Origin of the sequence: Rhodovulum sp. 12E13, from assembly GCF_003340565.1 — a bacterium.
Classification (GTDB): domain Bacteria; phylum Pseudomonadota; class Alphaproteobacteria; order Rhodobacterales; family Rhodobacteraceae; genus HLUCCA09.
Map to the genome: position 1 here is coordinate 236,771 of NZ_QPLK01000001.1, position 12,035 is coordinate 248,805.

A 12,035-nucleotide genomic window follows, 5' to 3' on the forward strand; every position below is an offset into this window, starting at 1 on the left:
CCGACTCCCCCGGGATACTTGGAGCAAGAAGAAGGGGCAGGGCTGGCGGGGTCGGGCGGGCGCGCGCTATGTGTGCGCCGGATCCGAAGGGGCTGTCTGAACAGGGGCGGGGATGCTGCGCGGGCTCGACATCCGGGACATTCTGCTGATCGACCGGCTCGAGCTGGAGCTGCAGCCCGGGCTGAACGTGCTGACCGGGGAGACCGGGGCGGGAAAGTCGATCCTGCTGGACTGCCTCGGCTTCGTCATGGGCTGGCGGGGCCGGGCCGAGCTGGTGCGTCCCGGCGCGGACCAGGGCGAGGTGACGGCGGTGTTCGAGCTCGGGACGGGGCACCCGGCGCGGGGGGTGCTGGAAGAGGCGGGCCTGCCCGTGCGCGACGAGCTGATCCTGCGGCGGGTGAACTCGGCCGAAGGGCGCAAGACGGCTTGGGTCAACGACCGGCGGGCGACCGGAGAGGTGCTGCGGGCGTTGTCGGAGGCGCTGGTGGAGTTGCACGGCCAGCACGACGACCGCGGCCTGCTGAACGCGCGCGGCCACCGGGTGCTGCTCGACGCCTATGCGGGCGTGGCGGCGGAGCGGGTGGAGGTGCGCGCGGCATGGGGCGCCCGGCGCGAGGCGGCTGCCGCGCTCGAAGCCGCGCAGGCAAGGATCGCGGCGCTGGCCGCCGAGGAGGAGTTTTTGCGCCACGCCGTCGGGGAGATCGAGGCGCTCGCCCCCGAGGAGGGCGAGATCGCCCGTCTGGAGGAGCGGCGGCGTTTGCTCAAGGCCGCGCGCTCCCTCGGCGAGACGGTCGCGGCCGCGCAGGCGGCCATCGGCGAGGAGGCGGCGGGGCGGCTTCTGCGCGATGCGCTCCGGGGGCTCGAGGGCGCGGCCGACCGGGCGGAGGGCGCGCTCGACCCCGCGCTCGACGCGCTGGCGGCGGCGGTCGACGCGCTGTCGGAGGCCGAGCGCGAGGTGGACGCCGCGGCCGAGCGGCTGGCCTTCGACCCGGCGGAGCTCGAACGGGTGGAGGACCGCTTCCACGCCTACCGCGACCTCGCCCGCAAGCACCACGTCGCCGAGGACGGGCTGGCGGGGCTGGGTGTGCGGCTGCGGGGTGATCTCGACGCGCTGGAGGCGGGCTCGGCCGATCTCGGTGCGCTCGAGGCGGCGCTGGCCGAGGCCGAGGCCCGTTACGACACGGCCGCCGCTGCGCTCGGGCAGCGGCGGCACGAGGCGGCAGCGGCGCTCGACGCCGCGATGGCCGATGAGCTCGCCCCCCTGAAGATGGAGCGGGCGGTCTTCTCGACCTCGGTCGCCCGGTGCGAGGCGGGGCCCGAGGGGCGCGAAGCGGTCGAGTTCCGTGTCGCGACCAACCCGGGCGCCCCGTCGGGGCCGCTCTCGCGGATCGCCTCGGGGGGCGAGTTGTCGCGCTTCCTGCTCGCGCTCAAGGTCTGCCTCCGGGGCGACGACGCGGCGCGCACGCTGATCTTCGACGAGATCGATCGGGGCGTGGGCGGGGCGACGGCGGCCGCCGTGGGCAAGCGGCTGGCCCGGCTCGCCGAGGGCGGGCAGGTGCTGGTTGTGACGCATTCGCCCCAGGTCGCGGCGCGGGGCGGTCACCACTGGCGTGTCGAGAAGCGGGTGACAGGGCAGCAGACCCTTTCGACCGTCGCGGCCCTCGACACGGCGGCCCGCGTCGACGAGCTGGCGCGCATGCTGGCGGGCGACACGGTGACCGACGAGGCCCGCGCCGCCGCGCGCGCCCTGCTCGACGGCTGAGCGCGCGGTGGCGCGTCCCGCCGGGGCCGGGAGGCGCGCAACGCGGGGATGGACAGAGGGCATGAGCCGGGCGGCGCCGGGCCGCTCAGGCGTCGATGCGGTAGGGCAGGGCGCCGCGGCCGTGGGCGTCGACCTCCAGGCGGCGCTCCAGCGGCGGCACCGCGCGCTGGTGACAGTCACGCCGCTCGCAGATGCGGCACGAGACGCCGATCGGCTCGAAGGCGGCAGGCTCTCCCACCGGCAGATCGTCAGCATAGACCAGCGCCCCGGCATGGGCCACCTCGCAGCCGAGCGCGAAGGCGAAGCGCCGGTCGGGCCGGCCCCACGCCCCGCCGGGCTTGCTCACGTCGCGGGCGAGCAGGATGTAGCGCGCGCCGTCGGGCGTCTCGGCGAGCTGCCGCAGGAAGCGCCCCGGCGTCTCGAAGGCGCGGTGGATGTTCCACAGGGGGCAGGCGCCGCCGAACCGGGCGAATTGCAGCTTGGCGGCCGAGTGGCGCTTGGTGATCGTGCCGGCCTGGTCGACGCGGGCGAAGAAGAACGGCACCCCCCGCGCGCCCTGCCGCTGCAGGGTAACGAGCCGGTGGGCCACCTGCTCGATCGAGGCGTCGAAGCGTTGCGCCAGCCGCTCGAGGTCGTGCCGCAGCTCGCGGGCGGCGGCAAGGAAGGTGCCGTAGGGCATCAGCGCGGCGCCGGCGAAGTAGTTGGCCAGCCCGATCTTGGCGATGGCGCGCGCTTCCTTCGTCTTGAAACGGGCGAGGTCGAGCGTCGCTTCCAGCAGCTCGTCCTGCGTCAGGAGCGCGACCTGGTGGAGAAGCTGGAAGTTGCGGGTGGCACGCGGGCTGCGGGCCGAGAGCGTGAGCAGCCCGCGCGTCGGGTCGAAGCGGCGCATCTCGCCGTCCTCGGCCACGACCACCGTGACGCCCCGCTCGGCAAGCATCGCGCGCGCGGCAGCCAGCGGGCGCTCGCCGGCGAAACGCTCGGCGGCACGGTCGATCGCGTCGATGTGGTTGTCGGTGTAGTGGAAGAAGTCGCGCACCTCGTCCCACGCCGAGAGCACCGGGCCGCCCGTGTCGCGCCCCAGCGCCTCGTCGAGGGAGGCGAGGCGCTCGTGCGTCTGGCGGTAGGCGCGGTGGAGCTGCAGGAAGGCCCGGGCGAGGGCGGGCGCGTTCGAGGCCGCGAGCCGCAGGTCGGCGAGCGCGGGCCGATCGGTGAAGACGTCGTCGGCCAGCGCCTCGCGCATGTCGGAGACGAGGCGCTCGCTGTCGCCCGAGGAGAGCTCGGTCACGTCCTGCCCGAATTCCGACGCCAGCGCGAGGACCACGGTCGTCGAGACCGGGCGGGCGTTGTTCTCCATCTGGTTGAGATAGGGTAGCGAGACGCCGAGCTTGGCGGCGAAGGCCTTCTGCGTCAGCCCGAGCCGCGTGCGGATCTCGCGCAGCTTGGCGCCTGCATAGATCTTGCGGATGCCCATGCGCCCGGCGCCCCCCTTCGCAGTTTCGCAAGGCTGACAATGGCCTTTGCAAAGCCCCGCCGCAAGGAGCGGGGCGGGAGCGGACCTCGTCCCGCGGGGCAGGCCCGCGGAACATCGGCCCGCCCGCCCCGTCGGCCCTCGCCTGCGCGCGCCTGCCCCCCGCCCGCCCGCTCGACCGCCCGCCCGCCCGATTGCCCCGCCCTCGAACCGGGCCCGGCCTGGCGCCGCCGCCCCGTCTTCTTCTTGCTCCAAGTATCCCGGGGGGAGTCGGCCGGCACGGCCGACGGGGGGGCTGGCCCCCCTCAGCCGCCTCCGACCTGCGCGAGCCGCCGCGTGCGGGCGATGACGTAGAGGGTGCTCGACAGCGCGGCGGCCGATGTTCCCAGCATCAGCGCCTGCAGCGGAAGGCTGGTCGCCGCCCCTTCCAGCACCACGCCCGCCAGCACCGACATCGCGGCGCCGCCGCCGATCATGATCGCGCCTCCGAGGCCGCTCGCGGTGCCGGCGAGATGGGGGCGGACCGACAGCATCCCCGACGTCGCGTTCGGGATCATCATGCCGTTGCCCGCGCCCACGGTCGTCATCGCGGTGAAGAACACCGCCGGGTGCGAGAGCCCCGACAGCGCGAGCAGCACCGACAGGGTCATGCCGCAGGTGACCGTCACCGAGCCCCACAGCATCATGCGGTTGATCCCGACTCGTGCCGAGAACCGCCCCGAAAGGAAGTTGCCGACGAAGTAGCCGATCGCGGGGGCGCCGAAGGCGACGCCCGTCCAGAACGGGCTCATGCCGTAGATTTCCGAGGCCGCGTAGGGTGCTCCCCCGAGGAAGGCGAAGAAGGCACCCGAGGCGAAGGCCGCCGCCATCGCGTATCCCCAGAAGCGCGGCGAGGCCAGCAGTTCGGGGTATTCCCGCACTTGCTGGCGCATCGGGCGGCCCGTCGCGGTCGCCGTCTCGCCCTGGTCGGCCCAGAGGAGCGCGGTGACGGCGGCCCCGAAGAGCAGCAGGAACACGAAGACGGCATGCCAGCCGAACAGCTCGTCGAGCGCGCCGCCCACCATGGGCACCACCATAGGCACCAGCGCCATGCCCATCGTCACGTAGCCGATCATCGAGGCTGCCTGCGCCTCGGGCACCATGTCGCGCACGATCGCCCGGCTCAGCACGATCCCCACCACGACCGCGCCCTGCAGCATGCGGAACGCGAGGAAGATCTCCACCGTGGGAGCGAGCAGGCAGCCCACCGTCGCCACGAGAAAGATCGCCATCGCCGTCAGCGTGACCGGCCGCCGCCCGTAGCGGTCGGACAGCGGGCCGATCACCAGTTGCAGCAGGCCCGTCACCGCCAGGTAGAGCGAGACGGAGAGCTGGATCACGGCGTAGTCGGCCCCGAAATACGCCGCCATAGCGGGCAGCGAGGGCAGGAAGATGCTCATGCTGGTCGCGGCGATGCCGGCCATCAGGACGAGCGTCAGGATGTGGGGCGGAGAGGCCCGGTCGAGGAACCGGACCGCGGGCGCGGTGGTCATGCCCGCGACTTAGACGGGCAGTCGGCCCAAGTCCACGTGGCAGGCCGCCGGCCCTTGCGTGGGCTTGCAGTATTTGCAGTTTGCGCGCTCGGCCGGCGCATCACTTTGCAAATTTACCGAAAATGCCTTCCCGCCCGCGCGAGGCCGCGCTAGGACGCGACGATACCCGGGGCGCAGGCAGACCGCGCCGGGGAGCCAAGCGAGGGAGGCGGCCGCGATGAAGGACATACTCGTCGAGCTCGAGGAGCGCCGGGCGCAGGCGCGCGCCGGCGGGGGCGCGCGCCGCGTCGACGGTCAGCACGGCAAGGGCAAGCTGACCGCCCGCGAGCGCATCGAGCTGCTGCTCGACGAGGGGTCGTTCGAGGAATACGACATGTTCGTCCGCCACCGCTGCCACGAATTCGGCATGCAGGCCCACACCTATCCGGGCGACGGCGTGGTGACGGGCTGGGGCACGATCAACGGCCGGATGGTCTATGTCTTTTCCCAGGATTTCACGGTGCTCGGCGGCTCGGTCAGCGAGACGCATGCCGCCAAGATCTGCAAGGTCATGGACATGGCGATGCAGAACGGCGCCCCGGTGATCGGCATGAACGACTCGGGCGGCGCCCGCATCCAGGAGGGCGTCGACAGCCTCGCCGCCTACGGCGAGGTCTTCCAGCGCAACATCGAGGGCTCGGGCGTGATCCCGCAGATCAGCATGATCATGGGGCCCTGCGCGGGCGGGGCCGTCTATTCGCCGGCCATGACCGACTTCATCTTCATGGTGAAGGACTCGTCGTACATGTTCGTCACCGGCCCCGACGTGGTGAAGACGGTGACCAACGAGCACGTCACCGCCGAGGAACTCGGCGGCGCGAGCACCCACACGCGGAAGTCGTCGGTCGCCGATGCCGCCTTCGAGAACGATCTCGAGGCCATCGCCGAGGTGCGCCGGCTGGTCGACTTCCTGCCGCTCAACAACCGCGAGAAGCCGCCCGTCCGGCCGTTCTTCGACGACCCCGAGCGGGTGGAGCCCTCGCTCGACACGCTGGTGCCCGACAACCCCAACCTGCCCTACGACATGAAGGAGCTGATCCTGAAGGTCGCCGACGAGGGCGATTTCTTCGAGATCCAGGAGGATTTCGCGCGCAACATCGTCACCGGCTTCATCCGGCTCGAGGGGCAGACGGTGGGGGTGGTGGCCAACCAGCCGATGGTGCTGGCGGGCGTGCTCGACATCGACAGCTCGCGCAAGGCGGCGCGCTTCGTGCGCTTCTGCGACTGCTTCGAGATCCCGCTGCTGACATTCGTCGACGTGCCCGGCTTCCTGCCGGGGACCGGGCAGGAATACGGCGGCGTCATCAAGCACGGCGCGAAGCTGCTGTTCGCCTATGGCGAGGCGACGGTGCCCAAGGTGACGGTGATCACGCGCAAGGCCTATGGCGGGGCCTACGTGGTGATGGCGGCCAAGCACCTGCGCGCCGACGTCAACTATGCGTGGCCCACCTCGGAGATCGCGGTGATGGGCGCGAAGGGAGCGGTGGAGATCCTGCACCGGGGCGATCTGGGCGATCCGGAGAAGATCGAGGCGCATACGCAGGAATACGACGACCGCTTCGCCAACCCCTTCGTCGCGGCCGAGCGCGGCTTCATCGACGAGGTGATCCAGCCGCGCTCGACCCGGCGGCGGGTGGCCCGCGCCTTCGCCGCGCTGCGGACGAAGCGCCGGTCGATGCCGTGGAAGAAACACGACAACATCCCGCTCTGAAACGGCGGGCCGGGGAAGGGGGGCCAGCCCCCCGTCGGCCGTGCCGGCCGACTCCCCCCGGGATACTTGGAGCAAGAAGAAGCGAGCGGGGAGGGAGACGGTCCGGGCGTGGCGCACAGGGGCTGGCATATCGTGGCTGAGCCGGGCGGCGTGACCCTGAGCCGGGCGGTGCCGGTCCGCTGGGACGTGGCGGCCGAGACGCGGCTGCCCGTGCCTGCGGCCGGTCTGCGGCCGCTTCGGGTCGCCCACCAGGTGCGGCAGGACGTGTGGCGCGCGCTGCGGCGGCAGCGGGGCTTCGCGCCGGCGGTGCGCGCGGTGGCGCAGCCCGGGGGCCTCACCGTGCGTGCGGGTGGGCGGGTGGCCGCGGCGCACGACCGCGTGCGCCTCGAGGCGGTGCTCGCGGAGGTGCTTGGCGACCCCGTGCGTCGGCGCCGCTGGCTGGCCGGCGCCGCGATGGATCCGCGAGCGGGAAGAGGGGCGCGATGAGTCGCCCCGCCCCGATCGCGCCGGGCCCGAGGGCCCGGATGGCGCGCGCAGGAGAGGGGAGGCTCCGGCGCGCGCCTGCCCGTCTTGGCGCGAGCCTCGCCGTGGCCCTGGCATCCGGCGCCGCGGCGGCCGGGGCGCAGGAGATGCCGGCCGTTCCGCCGGCCCTGCCGTCGGGGCAGCAGGTCGTGCCGCTCGACATGGCGCTCGAGCGGCAGGGAGACGGGCAGGTCTGGCTGGTGCTGCGCTACCTCGCGCCGCGCATCGCGCGGGAGACCGGCGATCTCGGCTTCGACGATGTCATTGCCGATCTCGACGCGCTGTGCGCGGGTCCGGGCCTGGTTGCCGCGGCGCAGGCAGAGGCAACGGGGCCGGCGCCCGACCAGATCGTGGTGACGCTGATGGACCGGCCCGTGCCGCGGGGCGCGACCGACCCCGGGGCGACGCTCTTTATCGAGGCCTACATTCCCGGGCCGGAGGGGTGCACATGGCCGTGACCCGGGCTGTCGCCCAAGCCGCGCCGGAGGGGAGGGGGCCGTGCTGAAGCATCGCGGCTTCCCCTCGCGCCTGCCTGGAACGGATCACCAGTTCACCATCCGGCGCGCGTCGAAGGCGGGCGCGACCCGGCTCGTGGCGCGCAAGCGTCACGCCGACCGGCGGCCGGGCGACCGGGCGGCGGACGAAGGGTTTCTTGCCGCGCTTATCGAGCATTTCGGAGAGGATGCATTCCCCCGCGGAAATCTCGACGCGGGCCGGCTGTCGTGGCTGCTGGGCCGCGAGGTGGTGCCGGCCGAGCCCGATGCCTTCGACCCCGAGGATTACGATGCGCGTCTCAGGGTCGACATGGCGGCCGCGCGCCGCGGCTTTCCCGCTCTCTTCGCGGACGCGGACGACGCCGGGGAGGACGACGACGCCGGCGAGGGGGGGGAATGGGCATGATCGTGCCGATGTCCCCCGTGCCTGGGCGGGATTGCGCTCGCCTCGCGGTTGTGCGTGATTTGCCGCTTGTGCGCCGACGCCGTTGTGGCACGGTCAGGTTGCGGGGCTCGGGTAGGCCTCGCCTCGAAAGACCGTACCCCTTCCCCTGGCGGGTGGCCGTTCCCCCTGATCCCCCGGCCACCCGCCTTTTCCCCTTGCCTGGCACCGGTTGCCACATCGCGCGCCCGGCGCACGCCGCGCCGGCGGAACAGCGTGCGGTCCGTCCCGTTCTCGTGGTGACACCAGAAGGAGACGCGAGATGGCACGACCGACCCTCCCCCGTACCCGCATCGCCGCCGGCCTGGCCGGAGTCCTGGCGATGGTCGCGCTTGCCGGCTGCGAGGGCACGGATCTCGAGCGCGGGGCGCTCGGCGCCGCGGGCGGTGCCGGCGTTGCCGAGCTTGCCGGGGCGGACCCGGTGGCGGGCGCCGTTGTCGGCGGCACGGCCGGCGTCGTGTGCGACGACGTGGGCGCCTGCTGAGGCCGGTGCTCCTCGCCCGCGCCTGTGCGCGGGTCTGACCCACTCCAGAGCGCCATCCGGGCCCGCCGGCCCGGATGGCGCTCTTTTCGTTTTGACCGGGGCCGGGCGCGGCACGCCGCAGCGCCCGAGTGCCCCCACCCCAGGAAGGACGACGTGACGTGACCGACGCCCCGCTTTTCGACAAGATCCTCATCGCCAACCGGGGCGAGATCGCCTGCCGCGTGATCAGGACGGCCCGCCGCATGGGCATCGGGACGGTCGCCGTCCATTCCGACGCGGACCGCCATGCACTGCATGTCGAGATGGCCGACGAGGCGGTGCATATCGGCCCGCCGGCGGCCGCGCAGTCGTACCTCGTGATCGATCGCATCCTCGAGGCGATCCGCCAGACGGGGGCGCAGGCGGTGCACCCGGGTTACGGCTTCCTGTCGGAGAATCCGCGCTTCGCGGAGGCGCTCGACGCCGCCGGCGTCGCCTTCATCGGCCCGCCCAAGGGCGCGATCGAGGCGATGGGCGACAAGATCACCTCGAAGAAGATCGCGGCCGAGGCCGGCGTCAGCACCGTGCCCGGCTACATGGGCCTGATCGAGGATGCCGACGAGGCGGCGCGCATCGCCGGAGAGATCGGCTATCCGGTGATGATCAAGGCCTCCGCCGGCGGCGGCGGCAAGGGCATGCGCATCGCCTGGAACGAGGCCGAGGCGCGCGAGGGCTTCCAGAGCTCGAAGAACGAGGCGGCGTCGAGCTTTGGCGACGACCGGATCTTCATCGAGAAGTTCGTCACCCAGCCGCGCCACATCGAGATCCAGGTTCTGGCCGACGAGCACGGCCAGTGCATCTATCTCGGCGAGCGCGAGTGCTCGATCCAGCGGCGCAACCAGAAGGTCATCGAGGAGGCGCCCTCGCCCTTCCTCGACGCCGAGACGCGCAAGCGCATGGGCGAACAGGCCTGCGCGCTGGCACAGGCGGTGGGCTATACCTCGGCCGGGACGGTGGAGTTCATCGTCGACGGGCAGAAGAACTTCTATTTCCTCGAGATGAACACGCGCCTGCAGGTCGAGCACCCGGTGACCGAGCTGATCACCGGCGTCGATCTCGTCGAGCAGATGATCCGCGTCGCCGCGGGCGAGCCGCTGGCGATCACGCAGGACGACGTGCGGCTCGACGGCTGGGCCATAGAGAGCCGCCTCTACGCCGAAGACCCCTACCGCAACTTCCTGCCCTCGACGGGGCGGCTGACGCGCTACCGCCCGCCCGAGGAGCACGTCACCGATACCGCCATCGTGCGCAACGATACCGGCGTCTACGAGGGCGGCGAGATCAGCATGTTCTACGACCCGATGATCGCCAAGCTGTGCACGTGGGCGCCGACGCGGGTCGAGGCGATCGAGGGGATGCGGCAGGCGCTCGACCGGTTCGAGGTGGAGGGGATCGGCCACAACCTGCCGTTCCTGTCGGCTGTGATGGACCATCCGCGCTTCGTGAAGGGCGACATCACCACCGCCTTCATCGCCGAGGAATATCCCGACGGCTTCGCCGGGGCAGAGATCGACGCCGAGCAACTGCGCCACGTGGCCGCCGCGGCCGCCGCCATGTTCCGCGTCGACGAGATCCGGCGCGCTCGCATCTCGGGGCGGCTGGGCAACCACGAGCGGACCGTCGGCACCGACTGGGTGGTGGCCGTCGGCGACACCCTGTTCGAGACGCGCATCCATGCCGACCGCGAGGGCGCGACGGTCGAGATCGACGGCGCGACGCATCGCGTCGCCTCGGACTGGACACCGGGCACGCCGCTCGCGGTGCTGCAGATCGACGACGAGACGCTGGCCCTCAAGGTGCAGCCCATCGTCAGCGGCTTCCGCATCCGCACGCGAGGCGCCGACCTGCGCGTGAACGTCTGGACTCCGAAGCAGGCCGAGCTCGCCCGGCACATGCCGGTGAAGGAGGCCGCCGACACGTCGAAGCTGCTCCTCTGCCCGATGCCGGGCCTGCTGGTGAAGCTGGACGTGGCCGCGGGCGACGAGGTGCAGGAGGGCCAGCCGCTCTGCACCGTCGAGGCCATGAAGATGGAGAACATCCTGCGCGCCGAGCGCAAGGGCGTGGTGGCCAAGATCAACGCTGCGCCCGGCGACAGCCTCGCCGTCGACGAGGTGATCATGGAGTTCGAGTGACGCCGTGGCGGGGGCGCCGGGCGACACGCTCCCGGGGATCGACGCCCGCTTCTGGCAGGCGGTCGTGGCGGGCGCCTTCCTCGCGATGGGCTGGCTTGTCAACGGCTGGCAGAACCGGCGCGAGCGCCGGGCACTCCGGGCCGAGCGGCTGCGCGACGCCCACCGCGCGCTCTTCGCTCAAATCCGCGCCTATCCCTTGCAGCTCGTCAGCCACGAGGACCTGGGGCGCTACGGCGACGAGATGGTCGACCGGATGCGGGCCGATCCCGGACCCGTGCCGCTGGTGCCGCGCGAGCGGGCCGACCGCGGGTTCGTCGCCCTGATCCCCGAGATCCACATCCTGCCCCGCGTGACGATCGACCCGGTGGTGACCCACTACACCCACCTGCACGCCATCGAGGCGCTGGCCGACGACATGCGCGCCGAGGGCGTCGCCGCGCTGGGCCAGGAGCGGCGCATCGCGCTCTACGAGGATTACATAAGGATGAGGGGGCTCGCGCGCGATTACGGCGAGGTCCGCCTGGCGGTGATCGAAAGCTATGCGAGCGACGGCAAGACCGCCGCCGAGGCCGAGGCGCGGCGCCTCAGTAGCCCGGGCGCGGCCCGGTCCGCCCCGTGACCGGGATCGGCGTATACGGGTTGAGCGGCTGGGTCGGCTTGGTCGTGTCGGCCATCGGGAACGCTCCTTCTGCCCCAAGGGTAGGCGCGCGGGGCGTGCCGCGCGACGCTCAGCCCGCGCCGGCCTTCCGCTCGCGGATCTCCTGCTGGCGCAGGGGCATCTTGTCGATCGAGCGCGAGAGCTCGCGCGCCGACCAGGGCGAGGGTTTGCGCAGCTCGACCTCGCCGTCCTTGCCGATCAGGGTCACCTGGAAGCCCCGGGGGCGCAGCTTCTGGCGGACATCCGAGCGCGCATCGGGATCGGTGTCGGTGATCACCACCACGTCGCGTTCGATCAGGTCGAACGGGCGCGATGTGAGCAGCTGCATCTGCTCGGCAAAGCGGGGGTCGGCGGCCGAGTCCGCGAACACGACGATGGGCCGGTTCGTCCACTTGAAGTCGTCGAGCGAGACGCTGGTGGCATCGTATATCTCGAGCGTGCGCTCTGCGGCGGTCGGCTCGGCCTCCGTACCGGGTGCCGCTCCGTCGCCGAGAGCGGCGGACTGGGCCAGGCCCGCCATCGGCAGCATGACGGCCAGCATGGCGAGGGGAATGGCGAAGTTGCGCAAGCTCATGATCTCTCCTGTCACGCGGGATATAGGCGTTCAAGCCGGCATTGCTAAATCCAAATCGCGCCGATGCCGTCGCCGTGACCGCACGGCGCAGGCGCCGCAGCGACGTGCCCGCGCCACAAGCGCCTCACCGCCCGGCCGCGGGCCGGCCCGCCTCCTGACGCCCTCCCGTTCCACCCTC

At 72.2% G+C, this 12,035-nt stretch carries 11 protein-coding genes; 8 read left to right on the forward strand and 3 right to left on the reverse strand.

Annotated features, from left to right (window positions below):
• Positions 1-112 precede the first annotated feature (112 nt).
• Positions 113-1,762 carry a DNA repair protein RecN gene (gene recN, locus DLJ49_RS01025; protein WP_115391647.1) on the forward strand — a complete coding sequence of 550 codons (1,650 nt, stop codon included), beginning with the start codon at positions 113-115 and terminating at the stop codon, positions 1,760-1,762.
• Positions 1,763-1,847: 85 nt separating this feature from the next.
• Here the strand turns inward: recN and DLJ49_RS01030 are convergent, their stop codons facing one another.
• Together DLJ49_RS01030 and DLJ49_RS01035 are read right to left on the reverse strand one after the other, a co-directional pair.
• Complete coding sequence (locus tag DLJ49_RS01030; protein ID WP_115391648.1) at positions 1,848-3,233, reverse strand: helix-turn-helix domain-containing protein; 1,386 nt, start codon at positions 3,231-3,233, stop codon at positions 1,848-1,850.
• Between the two features lie 302 nt (positions 3,234-3,535).
• Positions 3,536-4,762: a multidrug effflux MFS transporter gene (locus DLJ49_RS01035; RefSeq protein ID WP_115391649.1), complete on the reverse strand. Its 1,227-nt coding sequence runs from the start codon at positions 4,760-4,762 to the stop codon at positions 3,536-3,538.
• Between the two features lie 217 nt (positions 4,763-4,979).
• Between DLJ49_RS01035 and DLJ49_RS01040 the strand changes: the two genes are divergently transcribed.
• The 7 genes from DLJ49_RS01040 (at position 4,980) to DLJ49_RS01070 (ending at position 11,244) form a co-directional block, all read left to right on the forward strand.
• Positions 4,980-6,512, forward strand: coding sequence for an acyl-CoA carboxylase subunit beta (locus DLJ49_RS01040; RefSeq protein ID WP_115391650.1), 1,533 nt, complete (start codon positions 4,980-4,982; stop codon positions 6,510-6,512).
• A gap of 108 nt (positions 6,513-6,620) precedes the next feature.
• Positions 6,621-6,998, forward strand: a complete 378-nt coding sequence (locus DLJ49_RS01045) for a hypothetical protein (RefSeq protein ID WP_115391651.1) — start codon at positions 6,621-6,623, stop codon at positions 6,996-6,998.
• Positions 6,999-7,099: 101 nt separating this feature from the next.
• Complete coding sequence (locus DLJ49_RS01050; protein WP_147277251.1) at positions 7,100-7,492, forward strand: DUF6497 family protein; 393 nt, start codon at positions 7,100-7,102, stop codon at positions 7,490-7,492.
• A gap of 40 nt (positions 7,493-7,532) precedes the next feature.
• The gene (locus tag DLJ49_RS01055) at positions 7,533-7,934 is read left to right on the forward strand and encodes a hypothetical protein (protein ID WP_115391653.1); all 402 of its coding nucleotides are present in this window, start codon (positions 7,533-7,535) and stop codon (positions 7,932-7,934) included.
• Between the two features lie 298 nt (positions 7,935-8,232).
• Entirely contained in the window at positions 8,233-8,454 is a 222-nt protein-coding gene (locus tag DLJ49_RS01060) for a hypothetical protein (protein WP_115391654.1), read from the forward strand.
• A gap of 158 nt (positions 8,455-8,612) precedes the next feature.
• On the forward strand, positions 8,613-10,625 hold the full coding sequence (locus tag DLJ49_RS01065) for an acetyl-CoA carboxylase biotin carboxylase subunit (RefSeq protein WP_233488581.1): 2,013 nt from the start codon (positions 8,613-8,615) through the stop codon (positions 10,623-10,625).
• 4 nt (positions 10,626-10,629) lie between these two features.
• Positions 10,630-11,244 carry a hypothetical protein gene (locus DLJ49_RS01070; protein ID WP_115391655.1) on the forward strand — a complete coding sequence of 205 codons (615 nt, stop codon included), beginning with the start codon at positions 10,630-10,632 and terminating at the stop codon, positions 11,242-11,244.
• A gap of 109 nt (positions 11,245-11,353) precedes the next feature.
• Here DLJ49_RS01070 and DLJ49_RS01075 read toward each other — a convergent pair whose 3' ends face one another.
• Complete coding sequence (locus DLJ49_RS01075) at positions 11,354-11,857, reverse strand: DUF4174 domain-containing protein (protein ID WP_233488583.1); 504 nt, start codon at positions 11,855-11,857, stop codon at positions 11,354-11,356.
• Positions 11,858-12,035 lie beyond the last annotated feature (178 nt).

Coding starts and splice junctions, on each gene's coding strand:
- recN (WP_115391647.1), top strand. CDS start 113: ATGCTGCGCGGGCTCGACATCCGGGACATTCTGCTGATCGACCGGCTC.
- DLJ49_RS01030 (WP_115391648.1), bottom strand. CDS start 3,233: ATGGGCATCCGCAAGATCTATGCAGGCGCCAAGCTGCGCGAGATCCGC.
- DLJ49_RS01035 (WP_115391649.1), bottom strand. CDS start 4,762: ATGACCACCGCGCCCGCGGTCCGGTTCCTCGACCGGGCCTCTCCGCCC.
- DLJ49_RS01040 (WP_115391650.1), top strand. CDS start 4,980: ATGAAGGACATACTCGTCGAGCTCGAGGAGCGCCGGGCGCAGGCGCGC.
- DLJ49_RS01060 (WP_115391654.1), top strand. CDS start 8,233: ATGGCACGACCGACCCTCCCCCGTACCCGCATCGCCGCCGGCCTGGCC.
- DLJ49_RS01075 (WP_233488583.1), bottom strand. CDS start 11,857: ATGAGCTTGCGCAACTTCGCCATTCCCCTCGCCATGCTGGCCGTCATG.